This is a genomic window from Nonomuraea sp. NPDC049655 (assembly GCF_044465465.1).
Taxonomy (GTDB): Bacteria; Actinomycetota; Actinomycetes; order Streptosporangiales; family Streptosporangiaceae; genus Nonomuraea.
Map to the genome: position 1 here is coordinate 236,447 of NZ_JBITLS010000004.1, position 23,121 is coordinate 259,567.

20 protein-coding genes and 1 tRNA gene are annotated in these 23,121 nt (G+C 70.1%); 10 read left to right on the plus strand and 11 right to left on the minus strand.

From position 1 onward, the window contains the following. Positions 1–6 precede the first annotated feature (6 nt). The 4 genes from tmk to topA form a co-directional block, all read right to left on the minus strand. Positions 7–2,043: a dTMP kinase gene (gene tmk, locus ACIBQ6_RS15055; RefSeq protein ID WP_397212417.1), complete on the minus strand. Its 2,037-nt coding sequence runs from the start codon at positions 2,041–2,043 to the stop codon at positions 7–9. A 141-nt stretch (positions 2,044–2,184) separates the two neighbouring features. Continuing rightward, positions 2,185–2,757: a helix-turn-helix transcriptional regulator gene (locus ACIBQ6_RS15060; protein ID WP_358291487.1), complete on the minus strand. Its 573-nt coding sequence runs from the start codon at positions 2,755–2,757 to the stop codon at positions 2,185–2,187. 72 nt (positions 2,758–2,829) lie between these two features. Then, complete coding sequence (locus ACIBQ6_RS15065; protein WP_397212419.1) at positions 2,830–4,059, minus strand: metallophosphoesterase; 1,230 nt, start codon at positions 4,057–4,059, stop codon at positions 2,830–2,832. A gap of 13 nt (positions 4,060–4,072) precedes the next feature. Next, a complete protein-coding gene (gene topA, locus ACIBQ6_RS15070; RefSeq protein WP_397155353.1) occupies positions 4,073–6,757 on the minus strand; it encodes a type I DNA topoisomerase in 2,685 nt (894 codons plus the stop codon). A 207-nt stretch (positions 6,758–6,964) separates the two neighbouring features. On the opposite strand from topA, the gene ACIBQ6_RS15075 reads away from it, so the two are divergent. Next, complete coding sequence (locus tag ACIBQ6_RS15075; RefSeq protein WP_379478577.1) at positions 6,965–7,132, plus strand: DUF5703 family protein; 168 nt, start codon at positions 6,965–6,967, stop codon at positions 7,130–7,132. A gap of 122 nt (positions 7,133–7,254) precedes the next feature. Here ACIBQ6_RS15075 and ACIBQ6_RS15080 read toward each other — a convergent pair whose 3' ends face one another. Together ACIBQ6_RS15080 and ACIBQ6_RS15085 are read right to left on the minus strand one after the other, a co-directional pair. Next, the gene (locus ACIBQ6_RS15080) at positions 7,255–9,423 is read right to left on the minus strand and encodes a chaplin family protein (protein WP_397212421.1); all 2,169 of its coding nucleotides are present in this window, start codon (positions 9,421–9,423) and stop codon (positions 7,255–7,257) included. Between the two features lie 198 nt (positions 9,424–9,621). Next, positions 9,622–10,149, minus strand: coding sequence for a hypothetical protein (locus tag ACIBQ6_RS15085; RefSeq protein WP_358291479.1), 528 nt, complete (start codon positions 10,147–10,149; stop codon positions 9,622–9,624). Between the two features lie 373 nt (positions 10,150–10,522). Between ACIBQ6_RS15085 and ACIBQ6_RS15090 the strand changes: the two genes are divergently transcribed. Then, positions 10,523–10,608, plus strand: a tRNA-Leu gene (locus ACIBQ6_RS15090). Between the two features lie 527 nt (positions 10,609–11,135). On the opposite strand, the gene ACIBQ6_RS15095 is transcribed toward ACIBQ6_RS15090, so the two are convergent. After that, a complete protein-coding gene (locus ACIBQ6_RS15095; RefSeq protein WP_397212837.1) occupies positions 11,136–11,627 on the minus strand; it encodes a hypothetical protein in 492 nt (163 codons plus the stop codon). Positions 11,628–12,259: 632 nt separating this feature from the next. On the opposite strand from ACIBQ6_RS15095, the gene ACIBQ6_RS15100 reads away from it, so the two are divergent. Together ACIBQ6_RS15100 and ACIBQ6_RS15105 are read left to right on the plus strand one after the other, a co-directional pair. Then, positions 12,260–12,826, plus strand: a complete 567-nt coding sequence (locus ACIBQ6_RS15100) for a hypothetical protein (protein WP_397212423.1) — start codon at positions 12,260–12,262, stop codon at positions 12,824–12,826. Positions 12,827–12,830: 4 nt separating this feature from the next. Beyond that, on the plus strand, positions 12,831–13,481 hold the full coding sequence (locus tag ACIBQ6_RS15105) for a hypothetical protein (RefSeq protein ID WP_397212425.1): 651 nt from the start codon (positions 12,831–12,833) through the stop codon (positions 13,479–13,481). A gap of 28 nt (positions 13,482–13,509) precedes the next feature. Here the strand turns inward: ACIBQ6_RS15105 and ACIBQ6_RS15110 are convergent, their stop codons facing one another. Further along, positions 13,510–13,689, minus strand: coding sequence for a hypothetical protein (locus ACIBQ6_RS15110; RefSeq protein WP_397212427.1), 180 nt, complete (start codon positions 13,687–13,689; stop codon positions 13,510–13,512). A gap of 693 nt (positions 13,690–14,382) precedes the next feature. Here ACIBQ6_RS15110 and ACIBQ6_RS15115 point away from each other — a divergent pair. The 3 genes from ACIBQ6_RS15115 (at position 14,383) to ACIBQ6_RS15125 (ending at position 16,960) form a co-directional block, all read left to right on the plus strand. Continuing rightward, positions 14,383–14,532 carry a hypothetical protein gene (locus tag ACIBQ6_RS15115; protein WP_397212429.1) on the plus strand — a complete coding sequence of 50 codons (150 nt, stop codon included), beginning with the start codon at positions 14,383–14,385 and terminating at the stop codon, positions 14,530–14,532. 115 nt (positions 14,533–14,647) lie between these two features. Continuing rightward, a complete protein-coding gene (locus ACIBQ6_RS15120) occupies positions 14,648–15,409 on the plus strand; it encodes a hypothetical protein (RefSeq protein WP_397212431.1) in 762 nt (253 codons plus the stop codon). Between the two features lie 108 nt (positions 15,410–15,517). Next, positions 15,518–16,960 carry an MDR family MFS transporter gene (locus ACIBQ6_RS15125; RefSeq protein ID WP_397212433.1) on the plus strand — a complete coding sequence of 481 codons (1,443 nt, stop codon included), beginning with the start codon at positions 15,518–15,520 and terminating at the stop codon, positions 16,958–16,960. A gap of 38 nt (positions 16,961–16,998) precedes the next feature. Here the strand turns inward: ACIBQ6_RS15125 and ACIBQ6_RS15130 are convergent, their stop codons facing one another. The 3 genes from ACIBQ6_RS15130 to ACIBQ6_RS15140 form a co-directional block, all read right to left on the minus strand. Continuing rightward, positions 16,999–17,652 (minus strand): response regulator transcription factor, encoded by a 654-nt coding sequence (locus tag ACIBQ6_RS15130; protein ID WP_358291475.1) that lies wholly within the window; start codon positions 17,650–17,652, stop codon positions 16,999–17,001. Then, entirely contained in the window at positions 17,637–18,968 is a 1,332-nt protein-coding gene (locus ACIBQ6_RS15135; protein WP_397212435.1) for a sensor histidine kinase, read from the minus strand. The genes ACIBQ6_RS15130 and ACIBQ6_RS15135 overlap by 16 nt, the downstream gene beginning before the upstream one ends. 177 nt (positions 18,969–19,145) lie before the next feature. Continuing rightward, complete coding sequence (locus ACIBQ6_RS15140; RefSeq protein WP_397212437.1) at positions 19,146–20,033, minus strand: LysR family transcriptional regulator; 888 nt, start codon at positions 20,031–20,033, stop codon at positions 19,146–19,148. 111 nt (positions 20,034–20,144) lie between these two features. On the opposite strand from ACIBQ6_RS15140, the gene ACIBQ6_RS15145 reads away from it, so the two are divergent. From ACIBQ6_RS15145 to ACIBQ6_RS15155, 3 genes are all read left to right on the plus strand, one after another. Next, a complete protein-coding gene (locus tag ACIBQ6_RS15145; protein WP_358291471.1) occupies positions 20,145–21,023 on the plus strand; it encodes an NAD(P)H-binding protein in 879 nt (292 codons plus the stop codon). 79 nt (positions 21,024–21,102) lie between these two features. Beyond that, positions 21,103–21,762, plus strand: a complete 660-nt coding sequence (locus tag ACIBQ6_RS15150) for a TetR/AcrR family transcriptional regulator (protein ID WP_397155341.1) — start codon at positions 21,103–21,105, stop codon at positions 21,760–21,762. Between the two features lie 9 nt (positions 21,763–21,771). After that, positions 21,772–22,974, plus strand: a complete 1,203-nt coding sequence (locus ACIBQ6_RS15155) for a cytochrome P450 (protein ID WP_397212440.1) — start codon at positions 21,772–21,774, stop codon at positions 22,972–22,974. Positions 22,975–23,121 lie beyond the last annotated feature (147 nt).

The following is a 23,121-nucleotide window of genomic DNA, read 5'->3' on the forward strand; positions in this document are numbered from 1 at the left end:
GTAAGGCTAGTCGCGGATGGCGGGCATCGTGCCCGTGGCGTCTTCGGACTCCCGGGGCACCGGGTCGGGCAGGATCTCGCGGATGCGGTCCTGGATCTGGCGGGTCAGCACCTCGGGCGGCATCGTGCCGTCGACCACGAGGTAGCGGCCGGGATCGGCGGCGGCCAGCGCGCGGAACTCCTTGCGCACCCGCTGGTGGAACTCCAGCGGCTCGGACTCGATGCGGTCGGCCGCCCCGCCCAGCCGGGTGAGCCCCACCTCGGGCGGCGTGTCGATGAGCACGGTCAGATGCGGCACGAGGCCGCCCGTCGCCCACGCGTTGATCTTGGACACGTCTTCGGGGTCGAGTGCCCGGCCGGCGCCCTGGTAGGCCAGGGACGAGTCGACGTAGCGGTCGCTGATCACCAGCGAGCCCCGGTAGAGCGCCGGGCGGATCACCTTCTCGACGTGCTCGGCCCGGTCGGCCGCGTAGAGCAGGGCCTCCGAACGGGCCGACAGACCTCGCTCGGCCGCGTCGAGCAGGATGGCCCGCAACCGCATGCCGATCTTGGTTGAGCCGGGCTCCCGCGTCTGGACCACGTCGTAGCCCTGGTCGCGCAGCCAGATGGCGATCAGCCGCGACTGGGTGGTCTTGCCCGACCCCTCGCCGCCCTCGAACGCCATGAACAGCCCCGGCACGTGCTCGGCCGGCTCGGCGGGGTAACGCTCGCCGCGCACCGCCGCGAGAAGGTCGGCCGACAGCGAGGCGCCCTGCCTGTCGTCCATGTGGCGCAGCGCCAGGATCCCGACGGCCATCGCGAGCCCGCCGCCGATGACGAGCACCAGGTTGGTGCCGTCGAAGCGGTAGGCGATGGAGCCGAGGCCGAACTCGTGGGCGCCGAAGAGCGCCGCCAGCGGGTTGGCCACCGCCACCACGAGCAGCAGGGTGACCCGCGCCGTGGACTGCAGGAACGAGAACGTTCGCCCGCGCAGCGCGTCTTCGACCTCCAGCCCGATCAGGGTGTAGCCGATGATCCACGCGATGCCCGCGCACGCCCCGAGCAGCACGGTCAGCATGACGACGATCGGCAGGTTGTGGATCAGCGCGATGGCCACGAGCACCACCCCGGCCACGGTGATGGCCAGGCCGAACAGCCGCCGCCGCGACAGCCCGCGCAACAGCCTGAGGCCGACGAACATGCCCAGCGCCATGCCGACGAAGACCGCGCCGAACACGACGCCGTAGGCCGCGTCGCCGCCACCGAGGGCCACCACGTAGATCTTCGCCACGCCGACCACGGCCCCGCCCGCGGCGAACGCGCCGAGCATGCCGATGATCAGGCCGCGCACGAGCCGGTTGCCGCCCACGAAACGCCAGCCCTCGACGACCTGCTTGAGCACCGAGGGCGTCGAGATCGCGCCGTCGCGCTTGGGGATGCCGCGCAACGTGAAGATCAGGAAGGCCGACACCAGGTAGGCCAGGGAGTTGACGATCAGCGCCGGAGCGGTCGGGTCCATGCCGTTGAGCAGCGGCAGGACGCTGCGCCCCATGTCGCCGGCCAGGGACAGCGCGGCGAACAGCAGGGCCGCGATCGGCGCGCTGCCGTAGGTGACCAGCAGGTTGAGCCGGTTGGCGGATTCGAGCTGGTCCTTGGGCACCAGGTTGGGCACCGTGGCGTCCTTGGCCGGGACCCAGAACAGGTTGACGCACTCGACCAGGACGGTCGCGACGATCACCCACTGATAGGTGCCGATGACCGGGATCGACAACACGACCGCGAACCTGGCCAGGTCTGCGGTGAACATGGTCAGCCGCCGGTCGAACCGGTCGGCGAACACCCCGGCCAGCGGCCCGAGCAGCACCGCGGGCAACATCTTGGCGATGAACACGCCGCCCACGGCCAGCGACTGCATGCGGTAGTCGCCCTGGTTGAGGTTTCCGGCGAGGGCGGTCAGGGCCAGGATGTTGAGCCAGTCGCCCAGACTGCACACCGACATGGCCGTCCAGAGACGGCGGAACGGCGCATGGGCCAGCACATGTGCAGCGCGCCTAGGGGCAGTCATGATTTCAGCGTATCCAGGTGTCGGCCGGACATGGGAAGGCAGGAGACAACGCGGAATTACCCGCTTGTCCGTGGCTGAGGGTATTACGTTCGCGGGTCGGCGTGCAGGTTACCCGCATGGAATAGGCCCTCGAAAACGTCGTCAATTCATTACTCCGGCCTCTTGCCTGATCTGCTCCACCAGAGGCATCCAGGCGGCGCGGACGGCGGCCGGCAGCGCCAGCTCGCCCCAGAGCTCGACCAGCAGCGCGCCGTCGACGTGGTCGAGCAGGTCGGCGGGGCCGCCCTCGCTCAGCAGCGCCGAGTAGGCCGCCCGGCGCTGGTGGCGGTCGGCCAGGTCGTAGACCCGGCCGCCGAACCTCAGGACGCCCAGCGCCGCGGCCACCGGCAGCCGCCGTAGCCGGCTCGGGACGTGGAAGCAGCGCCCGCCCGCCGACTGCACGGCGAACTCGACCTTGGGCTCAAGGGCCAGCCGGAACCCGGCCGCGTCGAGGATGCGCCCGGCGGTCTCCAGCGTCGGCGACTTCCTGCCGTGCTCGTAGGCCGACAGCGTGGTGCGCGAGGTGCCGCTCCTGCTGGCCAGCGCCTTCTGGTTCATGCTCGCCGCGTGGCGCGCCTGCCTGAACAGCAGCCCGCCGCGCCTGGCCCAGAAGGCGACGTCGGGCGCGAGCGAAGCCGCCTGACGCAACGCCCCTTCGGCCGGGGAGGACACCATGCTCACCTCCTGCGAGTATCCGGTCGGATACTACGCCACGATGACACCACGTGGCGACCGCGTCGCGCAAAGTCAGGAGCGCAGCTCCAGCATAGTGATTTCGGGCGGCGCGCCGACCCGCACCGGCGGCCCCCAGAACCCCGCGCCCCTGGTGACGTACACCTGCACGCCGTCGACCGTGGCCAGCCCCGACACGACGGGCTGCTGCAGGCCCACCACCAGGTTGAAGGGCGCGATCTGGCCGCCGTGCGTGTGCCCCGACAGCTGCAGGTCGACGCCGAATCCGGCCGCCTGGTCCACCTGTACGGGCTGGTGGGCGAGCAGCACGGTGGAGCGCCCGGGCGTCCGTCCGCCGAGCGCCTTGGCGAAGTCGGGCCCGTCGCCGACGGCCTCGCCGTTGAGGTCGTTCACCCCGGCCAGGTCGAGTACGGCGCCTTGGTGACTGATCTCCACGCGCTCGTTACGCAACGAGCGAACGCCGAGCTGGTCGAGTTCCTCGATCCATTCCTGGGGGCCGTTCTGGGTGTAGTACTCGTGGTTACCGGTCACGAAATATGCCCCGTAGCGGGACTCAAGGCTTTTGAGGGGCTTAGCGAGGGCGCCCAACTGGGCCACGGACCCGTCCACCAGGTCGCCGACGATGGCCACCACGTCGGGACGCAGGCCGTTGATCATCCTGACGATGCGCTCGGTGTGGCCGACGCCCGTGAGCGGGCCCAGGTGGATGTCGCTCACCACGGCGAAGCGCAGGCCGTTCAGCCTCGGGTCGAGCTTGGGCAGCCGGACCCGCACGGGCTCCAGCAGCGGGTCGCCCAGAGCGCTGGTCATGCCGTAACCGACCGTACCGAGCGCGCCGACCCCGGCCACCACCGCGGTGGTGCGCCCCAGGAAGAGCCGCCTGCTCATGGGCGGCACGGCAGGGGGAACAGGCTCAATGGCGGGCCCGGACGGCGGGGCGGCGGACGCCACCGCCGCGACCGGGACCGGCTCCTCGACCGCCACCGACCCGCGCTCGCCCCTGCGGATGATCATCGAAGCGACGGCCCGCGGCACCTCCAGCACCAGCAGGAACACCACGAGGTAGAACATCAGCGCCACCCACAGGTAGCCCGGCCAGGCCAGCCAGTTGCCCAGCTCCATCCGCGTGCCCGCGAACGCGGCCACCACGAGCAGGACGAGCCCGACCAGGCCCCAGGTCAGCGCCTTGCGGGCGCGCCCGGGGCGGGTCGCGGAGCGCACCATCCGATGCCACAGATAAAGGTGCGCCACCACGACGAGGGCGACGAAGACCAGCACGATCACACGTCGATGCTACTTACGATTTGGCCGCCGGCTTCTTCGCGGTCGTCTTCTTCGCCGGGGCCTTCCGCGTGGTCTTCTTCGGCGCGGGCGCCCGATCGCGGCGCTCGGCCAGCAGCTCGGCGGCCCGTTCGATGGTGATGTCCTCGACCGTGTCGCCCTTGCGCAGCGACGCGTTCGTCTCGCCGTCGGTCACGTAGGGGCCGAAACGCCCCTCCTTGACCACGACCGGCTTCTTCGACGCCGGATCGTCGCCGAGCTCCCGCAGCGGCGCCGCCGCCGCGGCCCGCCGCCCGCGCTGCTTGGGCTGCGCGAACAGCTCCTTGGCCTGCTCGATCGTGACCGTCAGCAGGTCCTCTTCCGAGGTGAGCGAGCGGGAGTCGGTGCCCTTCTTGATGTACGGCCCGAACTTCCCGTTGTGCGCCACGACCTCCTCGCCGTCGAGCTCGCCCACCACCCGGGGGATGGCCAGCAGCTTGAGCGCGTCGTCGAGGGTGATCGTGTCGAGCGACATCGTCTTGAACAGGGAGCTGGTGCGCGGCTTGGGGGCGTCTGCCTTCTTCGTCCGCTTCTTCGGCGTCTCGTCCTCGGCCGGCTCGGGCAGGATCTCCGTCACGTACGGCCCGTAACGGCCGTCCTTGGCCACGATCATGTGGCCGCTCACGGGGTCGCGCCCCAGCTCGCGGTCGCCGGTCGGCCGCGAGAACAGCTCCTCGGCCTTCTCCGCCGTCAGCTCGTCGGGCGTGGTGTCCTCGGGCACGTTGACCCGCGCGCCGTCTCTGTCCAGGTACGGCCCGTAACGCCCGACCCGCAGGACGATGTCCGTCCCCTTGATCGGGAACGAGCTGATCTCCTTGGCGTCGATGTCACCGAGGTCGGTGACCATCTCCTTCAGGCCCTCGTCGCCGTCGCCGGCACCGTAGTAGAAACGCTGCAGCTCGGGCACCCGCTCGGCGCGGTCGTTGGCGATGTCGTCGAGCACCTTCTCCATCTCGGCCGTGAAGTCGTAGTCGACCAGGTTGCCGAAATGCTGCTCAAGCAGGTTGACCACGGCGAAGGCCAGGAAGGACGGCACCAGCGCGGTGCCCTTCTTGAACACGTAGCCGCGGTCGAGGATCGTGCCGATGATCGACGCGTACGTCGAGGGCCGCCCGATCTCGCGGTCTTCCATCTCCTTGACCAGCGAGGCCTCGGTGTAACGGGCGGGCGGCTTGGTGGAGTGGGCGGCCACGTCGAGCCGCGACACGGTCAGCGCGTCGCCCTCGGCCAGGTTGGGCAGCCGCTTCTCGGAGTCGTCTCGGTCGGTCGAGGGGTCGTCGGCCCCCTCCACGTACGCCTTGAGGAACCCGTAGAAGGTGATCGTCCGGCCCGAGGCGCTGAACTCGACGTCTTCGCCGGAAGCCGAACGGCCGCCGACCTTGACGCTGATCGACTCGCCGACCGCGTCCTTCATCTGCGAGGAGACGGTGCGCTGCCAGATCAGCTCGTAGAGGCGGAACATGTCGCCGGACAGCCCGGTCTCGCCCGGCGTGCGGAACTCCTCGCCGGAGGGCCGGATCGCCTCGTGGGCCTCCTGCGCGCTCTTGACCTTGCTGGTGTAGACGCGCGGCTTGTCGGGTACGTACGCGGCGCCGTAGAGCTTGATGGCCTGCGAGCGGGCGGCGGCGATCGCGGTCTCCGACAGCGTGATGCTGTCGGTACGCATGTAGGTGATGAAGCCCTGCTCGTACAGCCGCTGGGCGACCTGCATCGTGTACTTGGCGGAGAAGCCCAGCTTCCGGCTGGCCTCCTGCTGCAATGTGGTCGTCCGGAACGGCGCGTACGGCTTGCGCGTGTACGGCTTGCGCTCGACGGACTTGACCGAGAACGACGTGCCCTGGAGCCGGCCGGCCAGCTCACCGGCGGCGGCCTCGGACAGGTGCAGCACGTCGGCCGTCTTGAGCTGCCCGGTGCTGGCGAAGTCGCGCCCCTGGGCCACCCTCTTGCCGCCTACCGAGGTCAGCGTCGCGGTGAAGTCACGCGGCCGCTCCTCGGGCTTGCCCGAGTCGAACAATGCCTGCAGGTCCCAGTAGTGGGCGGAGGTGAACGCCATGCGCTCCCGCTCGCGCTCCACCACCAGCCGCGTCGCCACCGACTGCACCCGGCCGGCCGACAGCCGCGGCTTGACCTTCTTCCACAGGACCGGGCTGACCTCGTAACCGTAGAGCCGGTCGAGAATGCGGCGGGTCTCCTGGGCGTCGACCAGGCGGAGGTTGAGGTCGCGCGGGTTCGCGACGGCGTCGCGGATGGCCTGCGGCGTGATCTCGTGGAACACCATGCGGTGGACGGGCACGGTCGGCTTGAGCACCTCGCGCAGGTGCCAGGCGATCGCCTCGCCCTCCCGGTCCTCGTCAGTGGCCAGGTAGAGTTCGTCAGCACCCTTCAACAGCTGCCGCAGCTTGCTGACCTGCGCCTTTTTGTCGGGGTTGACGACGTACAGCGGCTCGAACTCGTGCTCGACGTTCACGCCAAGGCGCGCCCAGGACTCCTTCTTGAAGGCCTCGGGGATGTCGTCGGCCCGCTCCGGCAGGTCACGGATGTGGCCGATGCTGGACTCGACCGTGTAGCCGGCGCCGAGGTATTTCTCGATCGTCTTCGCCTTGGCGGGCGACTCGACGATCACCAGGCGTGTTCCGCCGGAGCTGCCGTTCTTGGCTGGCACGCTGCTTCCTACCTCACTGTTCGCTTGCAATCCCCCTGCCGGGAGTCGGCATAGATCTGAAAGGTAACCCGACTCGCGGAAATTTCCTTCCCCCGGGCTACCCACTAGCTTCCGGGTCCACCCACAAGCACGCAGAATAAGCCCCATCGAGCGGCATGGCGCCCTGACTCACCCTGGAGACTAATCGTTGTGCTCGACTACTCCTACATGGATATCTTCATTCCGCGCGACCTCACTCGCGAAGCCGCACGTCAACTGCTGACCGAACACGCAGAGTACGGCCAGTGGGAGCTCGCGCGGGTGCGGGTGCACCCCGACGGGAGCCGGCACGTACGGCTGCGACGCAAGGTCATCCGTGTCCGCAGCACGCTCTGAGCCTGGACATGGCTTTGCCCGCTCCGGGCCGCGCCCCCGGAACGGGCAAAGCATCTATCGCCTACCGCTCCCAGGCGGTGGAGCGGTAGCGGTATCTGTGGTTACCGACCTATGCCGTATATCTACTTACGGCCGAACCGGAACCGGCGGGCGGTCGCGAACAGCGTGGCCGACGCGGCGAACATCGAGCCGAGCAGCAGCGCGAGCAGCGAGCTGGAGTTCATCCCGGTGAGACCGGCGGGCTGGGCGGCGCTCATCAGGCCCAGGTTGCCGACCGGCAGGCCGCCGGTGGCCGAGGTCACGGCGCCGCCGACCGGGGTGGAGGAGAGCAGGTCGGTGGCCGGGGAGAGCGGCGAAGAGGGACGGGCCGGCGCCCTGCGCGCGTGGTCGGTCCTGTCGGCCATGTGACGCTTGCCGGGCCGGACGGGCACCCGCTTCTCCCAGGACTTGGCCGGCATGTCCACCTCGCCGGGCCTGGCCTGCGCCGGACCCTGCACCGGAGCCTGCGCCTGGCCGGGAAGGCCGGGCAGCTCGGGCAGGGCGGGCAGGCCCAGGGTCTTGGACGCGTCGTCCACGAGCGGCAGCGAGGACAGGCCGCCGCCGACCGGCAGGCCCGAGCCCTCCAGCTGCTGCGTCACGTTGCCGGGGAGCGGCAGGCCTGAGCTCTGGAGCTGCTGCGTCACGTTGCCGGGAACCGGCAGGCCGCCCGCCTTCGGCAGGCCGCCGACGTCGGGCAGACCGGGCACGGCGCCGGTGCCGTTGACACCGTTGAGCGCCGGGACGGCGGGCACCGCGGGCAGCAGCCCGCTCTTGGCCGCGGCCTGGTGGCCGGTGGACCGCAGGAACTGGTTGTAGCCGCCGCCCGGGTAGCCCGGCTTGCCGACGTGCGCGCCGCCCAGGCAGCCCGCCGCGGCGTCGCCCAGCACGGCCACGGCGTTGCCGCAGACGTTGACCGGAGCCGTGATCGGCGCGATCACCTGGTTGCCGCTCAGCACGCCCGAACGCCCGGAGGTCGCGTTGCCGCCGCCGCCCACACCGTTGTGCGGCCAGACGGCCGCGCCGCCCTTGCAGTGGGCGTTGGAGGCGCCGAGCACCGCGGCCGCGTTGCCGCAGACGTTGAGCGGAGCCGTGATCGGCGCGATCACCTGGTTGCCCGCCCCGACGCCCGACTGCCCGGAGGTGTGGTTGCCGCCGGCGCCCCGGCCGCCGTTCTTGACCGAGACGACGCCCCGGCACCCGGCGAACGCCTTGCCGAAGGCGGCCACGGCGTTGCCGCAGACGTTGACCGGAGCCGTGATCGGCGCGATCACCTGGTTGCCGCTCAGCACGCCCGAACGCCCGGACGTCGTGTTGCCGCCCGCCCCGGAACCGGCGCGGGTGTTCAGCACCGTCGCGCCGCCCCGGCAGTTGGCCACCGCGTTGCCGACGGCGTTGCCGCAGGCCGTGATGGGCAGGTTGACGGGGGCGATCACCTGGTTGCCGCTGCCGGCGCCGTAACGCCCGTCGGTGTCGTTGCCCGTGGAGCCCGGCGCGGCCATGTGGTGCAGCCAGCCGCCGCCGCCCGAGTTGGTGACGCTGGCGCCGCCCTGGCAGCCCGCGAACGCCCGCCCGAACACCGCCACCGCGTTCCCGCAGATGTTGATCGGCCCGTTGACCGGCGCGATCACCTGGTTGCCGCCCAGCGCGGACGAGCGCCCGGACGTGCGGTTGCCGCCCGCGTTGCCGACGCCGCTGTTGTGCACGGAGGCGCCGCCCTTGCAGCCCGCGGTCGCGTCGCCGAAGATGGCCAGCGCGTTGCCGCAGGCGTTGATCGGAGCCGTGATCGGCGCCGTGAGCTGGTTCCCGCCGATGAGGCTGGAGTCGCCCGAGGTCTGGTTGCCCCCGGCGCCGCCCTTGCCCTTGTTGTGGACGGTCGCGCCGCCCCGGCAGCCCGCGTCCGACTTGCCGAACAGGGAGACCGCGTTGCCGCAGGCGTTCAGCGGCGCGGTGATCGGCGCGTTGACCTGGTTGCCGCCCAGCACGCTGGAGTTTCCCGAGGTGCGGTTGGGGATGTCGCTCGGGCCGGCGTTCTCGACCGAGGCGCCGCCGTGGGACCCGGCGGACGACTGGCCGGCCGCGCCGACGGCGTTGCCGCTGATGTCGATGGGCAGGTTGATCGGCAGGTTGACCTGGTTGCCGCCGCCGACGGAGGAGTTGCCCGAGGTGTCGGCGAAGGCCGCACCACTGCCGAACGACATGACCGCGACCGCCAGAAGGGCCGCAGGAGTAGATGCTCTAGCCCACGTACGCATGGTGAATGCTCCTAGTGGTTCTTGGGGGGATACCTGAAACGGTTCGCGGGCAGCCGAGGCCGTGCGAGGTCGCACACAACGGTGACCTCGGATTCGCGAACAGGTTGACTGACGTCTCACCCGCCGGCGGAGGGGATCTGACCACGCTCCGCCGTCGCTCTCCGGACGGGACGTCCGGGGCGTGTGGAGATGGCGGGATCAGTCAGGTGAGAAGGAAGGGTCGTCCGCCGCTGTGCGGACGACGGGGGGCAGCACACGCGCCATGACGGCGGACTGGTACTGCAGCCGCGGGTCGACACCGGACCTCGCGACATCCCCCATACCGGGCCCGAACGGGCCGCTGCCACCACCGTTGGGCACCAGTCCATCGGTGTCCAAGATCTTTCCGGCGGAGGATGGTGGTGGCAGACCAGGATCCTGCTGGCTGTTGAGACCGTCCACGGTGCGGCCGGCCATCGCCTCGGCGTTGTCCGACGCCGAGAGGTAGCCGGGGACCGAAAGGGGAGCGGGGGCCGCGTCGGCGGCTCCTGTGGTGGCCGCGGTGGCGTCCGCGGCCGCCGGAGCGGCGGACATGGCTCCGAACACGACGGCGAGCAGCCATCCGGCCGCCACGAGGGCGCCCATCGTGACTGCCCGCACGACAACCCTGCGGGCACCGGCCGCGAACCGCGCCATCCGGTCGGCCCGCTCGGCGGTCGTGTCCTGCTCCGGGAGCGTCGTGGGCACGCGGCGCACAGTGAGGGACGACGCCCTCGACTGCCCGACCTTCGTGCGTGCCACGTGACCTCCCAGCTTCCGGAACCGGCCTCACGTCGTGAGGCCGGTCCGTGGACTCACCCCTCAACGATCCGTAACCGTAGCAGCACCCAAAGTTGCCGCAAGGGCTTTTCAGCAGAGACCCCGAAAAAGGCCAAGGGCACGCTGGTCCGCTTCACGGAAGACACCTGTGAGGGTCATCAGCACGGTCCGGCGGGGCCGCCGGCGGGCCGCCGGAGAGTCGGCGCCCCTCCCCTGTGCCGATACTTGGTATGACTCACCCCCCAGAGTTTGCTAACCTTACGGAGCCGACGCGAGATGACGTCCCGCGTGCAGGCACCAAGTCCGGGTGGCGGAATAGGCAGACGCGCTAGCTTGAGGTGCTAGTGCCCAGTGATGGGCATGGGGGTTCAAGTCCCCCCTCGGACACAAACCTTCTGCACACGTGGAGGCCAGGTACAACCTGAGCCTCCACTAGCTGTTTCTGCGCCGATACGTGAGTCGCAGCCCCAGCTGGGCGTAGAGCTCGGCCTTGTCGAGCGGATCAGCCTCCTGAATGACCTATGTGAGGTCACCGAGCGCGATCATCACTGCGTGAATCTCCTCCCGTGTCATGCGGCGTCGACCACTGGACTGTCGCAGCTGCGCCTGAGCTGCGCCCCTTTGCGTCTGGGGCTCGGCCATCCATTGAGCGATGAGCGCCGGCTCCGCACCGGCCTCCAGTGCCGCTCGATGCTGAGCGAGTCTGCGGTCGCACTCGGCGATCTCAAGTTTCCGCGACTCCGCCGCTCCGTCCCTGGGCTCCTGAACGTGGTCGGCAAGGGCACACGCCGTATCGTCGAGACGCCTGCAAGGATCTGCTGGACCTGCTCGAACTTCTCAGGTGTGACCAACGACTCGTGTACCCCGGATTGGTGATGATCACCCGGATGGCGCTCTTGGACCAGGCGATTCCGTCATGTGCCGATTTCTGGCCGGATCCTGGGCGGACGGCTATGAAATTCCGTCTCTGGTGATCCCTTCCGCGATGGCGAGGAGTCCCTTGCCTGCTCGGAACTCGCGGAAGATGCGCCTGACCACTTCGTGGGTACAGGATGCCCGCGCTGGGTGATACAGGTGGCGATGGTCTCCGCGCATGTCAGCGATGCAGTGCTCGCGGTGTCCACTTCCAGACCATAGGGCACTCCGTCGTGCACCACCGCCGCCTGGGCCTCGGCCATGCCGGGGACGCGGTCCCCCCGAGCCCGCTCGCGCTCGGCGGCGACCGCTCCGTCACACCTGACGCCGACCCACAGGACGTCGAGTCCCGCCAGGCCGCCTGCACCTCCAGAAACTCCGGCCCGACGCTCACCCCGCCGTCGGAGGCTATGTTGATTCCGGCCTCGGACGTCATCATGGACTCGGGCATCACCTCGACCGTCGAGTCGACGCCTCCGATGGCAAGCCAGGCAGGCGGGCTAGGGCGAGCCGCTGCGCCTGAGCGGGCGTGATGCGCACACCGTTCGAACCGACGTCGGCGTCAAACCCCACCGAGGAAACCCATTCCCACGCGCCGACCGTCCCGACGGCCTTGGTGCCGGCGTGTCCGACCACCCCGATCCAATACGTCTTCGCTGGCCGGGGATTTGCCGACTGGTTGGTGGACCGGGTCCGCGCCCCCCTCTGATCAGCGAGGTTTCGGCGTCATCTCCCGCCGTTGGATGGTGGACAGAACACCAACCCGGCCGGCCGCCTGTCGCCGTCCGGCCCGCGGCCACGAACGGAATCCGAAGATCTCGGAGGCCGTCACCCGCTGAGCCGCCATCGCCGATACGGCCCGGCGTCTCGGTCGCAAGGGCCCCGCTCGACGACAGCCGGAATCGTCTGCGACTAACGAAGATCGCCGCTCACCCCTCACTGCCCGACACAGACGACACCGCTCAAGCCATCCGGCGCGTCTCGCGAGGCGTCAGCCCGCACTCTCACCGGCTTCGGCGTGCGTGATCGTGGCAGAACATAACACCACTGCGCTAAAGCCGTGGTCCCACGACAAATGGCGGCGGTCATGCTACGCCGAAATCCTACATAAATTCTACAGACCATGAAGTGGGGTACGGATTTCCTAATGCGTTTTATTGTCTTCGATACCTTGACATCGGTAGATATTCATCGTTTCCTTGCGTCAGGAAGCACTCTTCGATGTCGAGTTCAGGACGAACGGCCGACAACAGAATGGAGCAAGATGGCGCTCTCCGGAAAACCTCGACGAACAGAAAGATCGTTAAGATCGTCCCGGCTGGGCAGAACCGTTTTCGTGGCCGCTGCCACGGTCACCCTTCTCGGCCTGCACATGACCCCTGCATTGGCCTATTCCCACACCCTGGGCGGGGTGTATCACGGCGTCCACGGCGAAGGATCCGGGAGCAGTCGTCGCCACTACGCCTGGTCGGACCACAATCACGGAACGAGATACATCCAGCTCGTTGGCTGCAACTACCTGGGGCAGTGCGTCTACCCTAAAGGCAGCATCACGGGATCGAGTTCACGCGTACATATCCAGCTTTACTTCAGCGGCACCGGAGGAGCTACGCAGGAAGCGTCGGAGCCGTCCGGATGGTGTGGCTACTCCGACGGCCACGGCTTCTGCCTGCACACGGAAATGGAGTAGGTCGATGCGCAAGAGCGTACGAACCCTTCTCGTTTGCGGCGGCGTCGCAGGCGTCATCAGCGCAGTCGGCATAGGCGTGGTCAATGCGCAGGCCGCGCCGGTAGGGCGGGATAACGGTGGAGACATCGTCCCTGGTCCAATACTGCTCTCCACGAAACTCGCTTCAGGAGAGACCGTGCAGATACGGGCCGACCGCTCGTTGGAGAAGGGAAACTGCCTTGACGTGGCGGTGACGGGCAGCAATGGCCGGCCCTTGGGTTTCATGGGCGGTTGCGGGCTCTATGGAGATCCCAATCTCACCGTTCAGGAGGCTCGTTCCAAGACGGCGGCCTCAGCTTCCGGTCTGACAATCGTGGCGACAGGTGACATGGTCACCGATGACGGGCAGACCCTCACTCTGGTCCAGGGCATGGTTGGATGTGGTTGTGAGGTCAAGGCCGACCTGGCCGACGGTGGGCATCTCAACGCTGTCGTGGACCCGTCCACCGGCGCCTTCGTGATCGCTGCGAAACAGCCCATGTCCACTTCCTCGGGCGGCCGAGTCGTCCGTATTGCTGCTGTCGAGGGGGGCGTGGAAAGGTCCTCCCTTGTTCCGGAATCGCCGCGCAGCGGCGCAGGCGCACGCGGACACGAAAGCCACGACCACTCGCACTAGAGTCGCGCATTCGCCACGAGTTCTTCGGTCAACGAAGATTCCTGGTCCACGCGACGATGATGAAAATCGCGACCAGGGCGACGGCGATCCCGGCGAGCAGACGGCTCAGCCCCGTCTGTCTTCGGGTCGTCACGATGGAGGCCGTCACGGCGCATACCGCGGCCAAGGCGGAGAAGACTCCCAGCACCCACAGCGCGTCCAATTTCACGACCTGCAATCTCTCGCCGCAACTGGTTCATATTCCAGGATGGGCCGGTTGCGGCGGGACTCTTCAGCAATTACGACCAAGGAGGATACATATGTCCGCGGCGATCCGATCAATCGGGCTAGCGGGTGCGGCATTCGCGAGTGTCGGAATGTTTTCATTGATATTCCTACCCGCCGCCTCCGCCGAGACACTTCAATGCAGAAACAGCTCCAGCAGCATATCGGGCGCCACGATCTCATTCAAGGTGTGCTGGGACAGCGCAGGTACAACCGTTACCGGGCTGCTCCGCGACACCAACCCCGGTGATTCCAGGACCGCAGAAGCCTGGTTGCATCGTCAGAACGGAGCCAGCTATCTACTGACGCAGGTGACACCAGGAAGTGGCGAGTCGAGCGTGGGGGTGTCGGCATGGGTACCCGACACAGCTGACGTCTGGGTGAGGGCGTGCACGAGTGGTGGCGGGGCCGGACGCGCCTGCGACTCACGATGGCGTGTGGTGCCAGATTAAGGCGCGAGCTCCGCAAGTGGGCGATTCCTCCCGGTAGCCCGATCTGGCGAAAGCTCCGCCAACGAGAATTCCGAAAAACGCCATGTACGGGAGCGTAAGAACAACGGTGTAACTCCTGATCAAGGAGAACGCACTGATGAGCTGTGATCCACGCCTCGACGGAGATCGATCTGGAGGACCTTGCCGTGGCGCGTACAGAGCCCAAGGACTCCGACAGGGAGCTGGTCGCCCGGCTGGTCGAGCAGGCCCGCGCCGACGGCGTGGAACCGGTCGGTGAGAACGGGCTGCTGGGCCCGGCTGACCAAACTGGTGCTGGAGTCCGCTCTGGAGGGTGAGATCACCGACCGTCTCGGCTACGACAACACGGGCGGGGCGGGGCGAGACAGGTGACAGCCGTCACGACAGCCGGTCCAAGACCGTGCTCACCGACGTCGGGCCGTCGAGATCAGCGTGCCGCGTGATCGGGACGGCAGCTTCGAGCCGAAGGTCGTGCGCAGGCGGCAGCGGTGGAGCCGAGAAAATGGTCATCTCCGTGGCTGCCAAAGGCTGACCACCGGCGAGATCTCCGCGGTGATCTTCGCCGACGTGGTCCACGTGAAGCTGCGCGTGCTGACCGAGATCAAGACCCGCAGGGTGGATGATGCGCTGATGGTGGTCTGCGACGGCCTCAAGGGGCTGCCGCAGGCCAACCATCGAGCAGGTCTGGCCGCAGACTGTCGTGCGGACGTGCGTCATCCACCTGCTGCGCGCGTTTGGCACGCGAGGCCGTCGCGCGCGCTGGCCGAGTCGCACGCCGCAGGCGGTGAGGACACCGGATTGTCACTCCGTACCGCGATCAGGCGGAGGCCACGCTGGAGGCGCTGCGCGACATCGAGGGTGAGGGATCACCGCGGGCGGATGCGGGCCTTCCGTTCCGCGACCGTCAACGAAGCTCCGGAGAACCGCCTGGGGGCATGGCAGTACCCCAGTCTGGTGGCCTGGAACGGCCACCCGCCGGCTCGCCCAGCCCGACTTCGGCAGCGCGCTCTTCGGACTCAAGGACGGCGCCTTCGCCTCGCACCTCGACAAGGCCACGCCGCAGGGCATCACGTTCGATCCCCATGCCTGACCTGCGGAAAGGGTGAGCCGGGACGGCGCCTCGGAACGGGGAGAGGGCCGATCAGGGCCGGCAGCTCGGCGTCGTCGGAGATCGGGGTCGGGGGGCAGCGATGAGTTTCGTCGGTGGGGGTGGTCAGTATGGGGGTGACGAGGACTGCTGACGAAACCCATGACCGCCAGGCCGGCCGTGACGAGGTCGGGCCCGAGACCGATAGAGGTACCGTGTCCAGCCCACAACTCGAATCATCCGCCCAGGGCGTGTCCGCCGGTTCGGGCCGTACGCCCGCCGTGATCCGGTTGCTGGTGCTGGCGACGTTCGTGGTCGTGCTCAACGAGACGATCATGATCAACGCGATCCCCCGGCTGATGGACGCCATGCACATCACCGAGCAGACCGCCCAGTGGCTCTCCACGGCCTTCATGCTGACCATGGCCGGGGTCATCCCGATCACCGGCTGGTTCCTGCAGCGGGTCACCACCCGCACGGCGTACACCACCGCCATGGGGCTGTTCCTGCTGGGCACGGCGCTGGCCGCGGTCGCGCCGGTGTTCGGGGTGCTGCTGGGGGCCCGCATCGTCCAGGCGTCCGGCACGGCCGTGATGATGCCGCTGCTGATGACCACGCTGATGCAGGTCGTGCCGGAGAAGGACCGAGGGCGGGTGATGGGCAACGTGACGCTGGCGATCTCCGTCGCCCCGGCCATGGGCCCGGCGATCTCCGGGGTGATCCTGCACTTCGGGTCGTGGCGGCTGCTGTTCGCGGTGGTGCTGCCGATCGCCGGGCTGATCACGTGGAGCGGCCTGCGGCAGCTCAGGAACACCGGTGAGCCCGAGGTCAGCACGATCGACTGGTTCAGCGTGGTGACGGCGGCGGCCGGGTTCGGCGGGCTGGTCTACGGGCTCAGCCGGTTCGAGGGCGGGGACGTGCGCGTCGCCGCCGCGATCACGGCGGCCGGGCTGGTCACCATCGCCGTCTTCGTGGTGCGCCAGCTCGTGCTGCAGAGGCGCGGCGCGCCGCTGATGGACCTGCGCACGTTGCGCCACCGCACGTACACGGTGGCGCTGGTGCTGATGTCGGTGGCCTTCATGGCGATGCTCGGGTCGATGATCCTGCTGCCTCTCTACCTGCAGAACGTCCGGGCGCTCAGCCCGCTGGAGACCGGGCTCCTGGTGATGCCGGGCGGGCTGGCGATGGGCCTGCTCGGCCCGGCCGTCGGCCGCGTCTTCGACAACCACGGCGGCCGGGTGCTGGTCATCCCCGGCGCGATCGGGATCATGCTCGCGCTGGCCGGGTTCACCCAGGTCACGATGACGATGCCGTACTGGCAGCTGCTGGGCCTGCACGCGCTGCTCATGGTGAGCCTGGCCGCGACCTTCACCCCGGTCTTCACGCTCGGGCTCGGAGCGGTCCCGCCGCACCTGTACCCGCACGGCAGCTCGATCCTGAGCACGCTCCAGCAGGTCGCCGCGGCGATCGGCACCGCGCTGGTGGTCACCGTGATGAGCGCGCGGGCCGACACCCTGCGGGCCGAGGGCCTGACGCAGGCGCTGGCGACCCTCGGCGGCATGCGGCTGGCGTTCGTGGTGGGCGCGGTCCTGTCGGTGGCGGTGGTGGTGACCGCGCTGCTGCTGCCGTCCCGGGCGGAGCGCGCCGCCGAGCACTAGGAGCGCGCCGTCGAGCGCTAGGAGCGCGCCGTCGAGCGCTAGGGGGCGGTGGCGCCCAGGTAGGTGAGGACGGCGCGCACCCGGCGGTTGGTGTCGTCGTCGGCGGCGAGGCCGAGCTTGGCGAAGATCGTGGTCGTGTACTTGCTGATGGCGCCCTCGCTGAGGAACAACCGGGCCGCGATCGCCGCGTTCGACAGGCCCTCGGCCATCAGTTCGAGCACCGAGCGTTCGCGTTCGGTGAGGGTGGCGAGGGGGTCGGCGTGGGCGGGGCGGCCGAGCAGCTTGGCGACCACCGTCGGGTCGAGCGCCGTGCCGCCGTCGGCGACGCGGGCGAGCGCGTCCATGAACTGGCCGGCGTCGAGCACGCGGTCCTTGAGCTGGTAGCCGATGCCGCCCTGGCCGTCGGCCAGCAGTTCGCGGGCGTAGAGCTGCTCCACGTGCTGGGAGAGGATCAGCACGGGCAGGCCCGGCACCTCGCGGCGGGCGGCGAGCGCGGCCTGGAGCCCCTCGTCGGAGAAGGTCGGCGGCAGCCGCACGTCCACGACGGCCACGTCGGGACGGTGGCCGACCAGCGCTTCGAGCGCCGCGGGCCCGGAGTCGACGGCCGCGACGACGGTGTGCCCGTACGCCTGGACGAGACGGACGAGCCCGTCGCGGAGCAGGAAGAGATCCTCGGCTATGACAATTCGCACGGCACCGCCACTGAGACGCGGGTGGGCCCCCCGAGGGGGCTGTCGATGTCCAGACGGCCGCCGAAGGCGGCCATCCGGCGTCTGACGCCGTCCAGCCCGGAGCCGGCGGACGCGCTCGCCCCGCCGGCGCCGTCGTCGGTGACGGTCGCGGTGAGGGTCCGCGCCTGCGGCTGGTAGCCGAGCTCGACGGTCGCCCGGGTGGCGCGGGCGTGTTTGGCCACGTTCGCCAGCAGCTCGGCGACGGCGAAGTAGACCGCGGACTCGACCGGACGCTCGGGCCGCGCGGGCACGGAACTGCGTACGGCGACCTCGACGGGCGCGTCGAGCGCCAGGGCCCGGACGGCGTCGACCAGGCCGCGCTCGGTGAGCACCGGCGGGTTGATGCCGCGGACCAGCGAGCGCAGCTCGGCCAGCGCCGCGATCGACGAGGCGCGGGCGTCGGCCAGGATGGCGCGGGCGGCGGCGGGGTCGGTCTCCAGGAGGTGTTCCGCGGCCTGCATCGACATGCCCATGCCGACCAGCCGCGCCTGGGCCCCGTCGTGCAGGCCGCGCTCGATGCGTTCGAGCTCGGCGGCCTGGGTCTGGGTGAGATCGGCGCGGACGGCCTCCAGCTCCGCCACCCGCCGGCCGAGCCGCGAGTCCGGGATGGGGCCGAGGAAGCGGCCGGCCAGGGGGCCGAGGACGCGCCAGGCGAACGGCGCGGCGGCCAGCCCGGCGACGATGAGCGCGAGGCCGAGGCCGCGGAAGTCCGGGACGAGCGTCAGGTAGGCGCCGCCGGCCAGGCCGACCAGTGGCAGGGCGGCGACCGGCAGCACGGTCAGCCCGGCGAGCACGCACCACAGCCCGTCCCAGTGCAGCTGGGGGTCGTGGAAGCGGGCGTTCATCCGGGCGCGGCGGCGGGCCTCCCGTTCGGACTTGTGGTACTCCTCGCCGTCCCACCAGTGGCCGGTGGCCATGCGGGTGACCGGCGAGGGGGTGCGGTAGGCGACCTCGATGCGCAGGCCGAGCCAGCGCGCGGCGAGCCGGCGGGCGGCCTGGCTGAAGGTGCGGCTGGTCAGCGGGTGCACGACCCAGAGGGCGACGGCGATCCACAGGATCACCACCAGCGTCTCGCCCAGCAGCGCCAGGGCCACGACGAACGGGGGCGCGGTCAGGTTCGCCGACCAGGAGTAGGCCAGCGCGGCGCCGAAGTGGCCGACGACGACGCCGACGACCGGCATCAGGCAGGTCAGCAGGACCAGGACGGCCGAGCGGCAGAGCCCGAGCACGACCTCGGCGCCCCAGCGCAGGGGCCCGCCCCTCGCGGGCGGTCTCACCTGCCAGCGTCCTTCGGCACGGCGCCAATTGTGCCAGGCTGCCCTTTTCGGCGAGGTCCGGGCACCCCTTTGATCGTCCTGAGCGGGCGGGCTGTCACGTCTGTCTTCTCCGGTTCCCGGGCGGTGCCGCCCGACCTGGGAGAACGTACGGCTGCATGCCCCTCCCCCGGTATCCCGCTACGCCCCCGTACGAAGTGGGCCCAGACCCACCGCGACGGCGACGGCGGCGCGGACGAACGCGGCCACCGCCGGCGAGCGGGACCCCCGCGGCCACCCCACGGCCAGCTCGGACGGCGACAGGTCGGCGACCTCCCGGTAGGCGATGCCCGGCCGGGGGTGCCGCCGCGCCACCGAGACGGGGACGAACCAGACGGCGCTCCCCAGTTCCACCAGGTTGCAGACCTGGGCCAGGTCCAGGCCGGTGCGGCGCGGCCGGTGGCCGGGGAGGGGGTCGGCGCCGTCCCGCTCGGCAGGGGTGCCGTCGGGCAGCGGCCGGCCGGCCAGGTCGGCCATGGCGAGGACGGGCCGGGCGGCCAGCGGGTCGGCGGTCGGCAGCGCGACCAGACGGGGCTCGCTCAGCAGCGGCTCGGTGTCGAGGTCGCGGTCGTCGAAGGGAGTGGTCAGCAGCGCGACGTCGGCCCGGCCGTCGCGCAGGGCGGGGGCCTGCTCGTTGCGCCCGCCCAGCAGCAGCTCGACCGGGAGCGCGCCCTCCTCGTCGCGGTAGGCCGCGAGGATCCGCGGCAGCAGCCCGGCGTCGTAGTCGGCCTTGAGCGCCACCCGGAGCCCCGGCTCGGGACGGGCCGCGTGCCGGACCCGGCGGGCCGCCGCGGCGACCGCGTCGAGGGCGGCCCGGGCGTCGCGCAGGAAGACCTCGCCCGGCGGGGTGAGCGCGACCTGCCGCGTGGTGCGCTCCAGCAGGCGCACGCCCAGCCGGCGTTCCAGCTCGCGGATCGCCCGGGACAGCGGGGGCTGCGCCATGCCCAGCCGCTCGGCGGCCCGCCCGAAGTGCAGTTCCTCGGCCACGGCCACGAAGTAGCGGAGCTCGCGGACCTCCAGGTCATTCATATCCGCAGGGTATCAATGGTGATCGGATCGGTCCTTCAGGTTCGCCGCCGCGCTCGGTTGACTGGCCGTGCCCCCCAGCACGACTGTCACCGATTCCCCCTGGAGTTCTCCTTGATCGTCATCACCACGCCCACCGGCCGGATCGGCCGGCAGGTTCTCGACCTCGTCCTGGCCGCGGACGAGCAGGTCCGCGTCGTCGTGCGGGACCCGGCCCGGCTGCCGGCGGCCGTGCGGGAGCGGGTGGAGGTCGTGCCGGGTTCGCACGGCGACGCCCGCGTCGTCGAGGAGGCGTTCGCGGGCGCCGACGCCGTGCTCTGGATCGTCCCGCCGAATCCGCGGGCCGCCGGCCTCGACGCGGCCTACCTGGACTTCAGCCGTCCGGCCTGCGAGGCGTTCGTGCGCCGCGGGGTGGGCCGGGTGGTCGGGGTCTCGGCCCTGGGCCGCGGCCTGCCGCTGAACGCCGGTCTCGTGACGGCCTCGCTGGCCATGGACGACCTGATCGCCGCCACGGGCGTGCCCTACCGGGCCCTGACAATGCCTTCGTTCATGGACAACCTGCTCGACCAGGCGGCGGTGATCAGGGACCAGGGCGTGTTCTTCTCACCGGTCCACGGTGACCTGAAGGCCCCCGCCTGCGCCACCCGCGACATCGCGGCGGTGGCCGCCGGGCTGCTGCTCGACCGCGACTGGACCGGGCGGGCCGACGTCCCGGTGCTCGGTCCGGAGGACCTGTCGGGCGAGGACATGGCGCGGATCATGTCGGAGGTGCTGGGACGGCCGGTCGGCCTGCGGCACGTGCCGATGGCGGCGTTCAGGGCCATGCTGGCCGAGCAGGGCTGGTCGGAGGCGATGGCCCAGGGGATGGCCGACATGATGGAGGCCAAGAACCAGGGGCTGGACAACGCCGAGCCGCGTACCCCGCAGGCCGGCACGCCCACCGGTTTCCGTCAGTGGTGCGAGGAGGAGCTGCGGCCGGCCGTCCTGGGCTGAGCGGTCCCTTGTGCGGGGCTCGGGTGCGGCGTAGCGTGACTGATGACCAGATTTCATATCTAGTCACGAGGTGTGGCGCATGGCGGACAGGGCGGACCGGATCCTCGACGCCGCGGGCGAGCTGCTCCTGCGTCACGGCTACCGCAGGGTCACCGTCGACGACATCGCGGGCCGCGCCGGGGTCGGCAAGGGCACCATCTACCTGCACTGGCGGACCAAGAACGAGCTGTTCGAGGCGCTGCTGCTGCGGGAGTCCATCGAGGTCGTGGAGGAGTTCGCGGCGCTGCTGCGGCACGACCCCGCCCAGGTGTTGCCGCATCGTTTCTCGCGGGCGGCCTTCGTCTCCATGAGCCGCAGGCCGCTGCTGCGGGCGCTGTTCACCACCGACATCGAGCTGCTGGGCAAGCTGGCCAAGCATCCGCTGCGCAGCCACGACGTCCTCGCGGCCGAGCGGTTCCAGCGGGTGGCCGACCGGTACGGCCTGCTCAGGCCCGACATGCCGCACCCCCGGTACACGCTGAGCGCCGCGTCCACGGGTTTCTACCTGCTCGGCGGCATCGACACCGTCGGGACGGAGCTGAGCGTCGAGGAGCAGGCGGACGCGCTCGCCTTCACCGTGCGCCACGCCTTCGAGCCCGCCGTGCAGCCGTCCGCCGAGGTTCTGGAGGCGGCAGCGGCGGAGTACGTCGCAATTCTCGAGGAACTGATCCCGCCCTACCGAAAGTGGATCTACGACTAAGGAGAGGCGATGTCCGACATCGTCGAACGGTACAACATCTCCAAACAGCACTTCTGGCTGCACGGGCCGCGATCGGGCCCGTCCGTCGAGTACGACGCCGCCGCCGGGATGTACAACGTCCACGGCTACCAGGAAGTGCACGACGTGCTCGCCGACCCCGTCACGTTCTCCTCCGACACCATGCGGCTGATCCCCAAGGGGCTGCTGCCGGAGGGCGAGGACTTCTCGATGAAGGGGTTCATCACCCAGATCGACCCGCCGGAGCACGGCAAGCTGCGCAAGCTGGTCAGCAGCGCGTTCACCCGCAAGGTCGTCGCGGACCTCGAACCGCGGATCGCCCAGCTCACCCACGAGCTGCTCGACGCGGCCGACGGCCGCGACCGCCTGGAGCTGGTGGCCGACCTGGCCTACCCGCTCCCCGTCATCGTCATCGCCGAGCTGCTGGGGGTGCCGAGCAGCGACCGCGCCCTGTTCAGGCAGTGGGCCGACGGGCTCTTCCAGCGCGACGCCAAGGTCTCGCTCGCCGAGCCGGTGGAGGACCAGAGCGCGAACGTGGCGAACACCCTCAAACCATGGCGGGAGATGACGCAGTACCTCGCCGGGCACGCCGCGGAGCGCCGCGCGCGGCCCCGCGCCGACCTGCTCACCAAGCTGGTCGAGGCCGAGGTGGACGGCGAGCGCCTGCCCGACGACCAGGTCGTCAACTTCGCGATCCTGCTGCTGCTCGCCGGGCACATCACCACGACGATGCTGCTCGGCAACACGGTGGTGTGCCTGGACGCCTTCCCCGGCGAGCAGGACAAGGTACGGGCCGACCGCTCCACCGTCCCGGCCGTGATCGAGGAGTCGTTGCGGCTGTTCACCCCGTTCGCCGCGCTGGGCCGGTCGACCACCCGCGAGGTCGAGCTGGGCGGGGTGACGATCCCGGCCGACAAGGTGGTCATGCTCTGGCTCGGCTCGGCCAACCGGGACCCCGCGCAGTTCCCCCACCCCGACGTCTTCGACGCCGGCCGCGACCCCAACCCGCATCTCGCCTTCGGCCGGGGCATCCACTTCTGCCTGGGCGCTCCGCTGGCCCGGCTGGAAGGGCGGGTGGCGCTGAACATCCTGCTCGACCGGGTCGGCGTCCTGCGCACCGATCCCGGCGACCCGGTGGTCTTCATGCCCACGCCGACCATGACGGGGGTGAACCGGCTTCCGCTCGTGCGGTGACCCGCCGCTGGACGGGGGCCGGTTCCCGCCCTCGTCAAGCGCGGGTCCAGGACGCGGCAAAGTGCCGCGCGTCGCCGTGGGCGTCCCGTCCTGTGGGGGCCAAGGTGGCTTGTTCACCTTCGTCGCACCACAAGAGGGGACGATCCT

Coding starts and splice junctions, on each gene's coding strand:
- tmk (WP_397212417.1), bottom strand. CDS start 2,043: ATGACTGCCCCTAGGCGCGCTGCACATGTGCTGGCCCATGCGCCGTTC.
- ACIBQ6_RS15060 (WP_358291487.1), bottom strand. CDS start 2,757: ATGGTGTCCTCCCCGGCCGAAGGGGCGTTGCGTCAGGCGGCTTCGCTC.
- ACIBQ6_RS15075 (WP_379478577.1), top strand. CDS start 6,965: ATGGATATCTTCATTCCGCGCGACCTCACTCGCGAAGCCGCACGTCAA.
- ACIBQ6_RS15080 (WP_397212421.1), bottom strand. CDS start 9,423: ATGCGTACGTGGGCTAGAGCATCTACTCCTGCGGCCCTTCTGGCGGTC.
- ACIBQ6_RS15100 (WP_397212423.1), top strand. CDS start 12,260: ATGAAGTGGGGTACGGATTTCCTAATGCGTTTTATTGTCTTCGATACC.
- ACIBQ6_RS15105 (WP_397212425.1), top strand. CDS start 12,831: ATGCGCAAGAGCGTACGAACCCTTCTCGTTTGCGGCGGCGTCGCAGGC.
- ACIBQ6_RS15140 (WP_397212437.1), bottom strand. CDS start 20,033: ATGAATGACCTGGAGGTCCGCGAGCTCCGCTACTTCGTGGCCGTGGCC.
- ACIBQ6_RS15150 (WP_397155341.1), top strand. CDS start 21,103: ATGGCGGACAGGGCGGACCGGATCCTCGACGCCGCGGGCGAGCTGCTC.
- ACIBQ6_RS15155 (WP_397212440.1), top strand. CDS start 21,772: ATGTCCGACATCGTCGAACGGTACAACATCTCCAAACAGCACTTCTGG.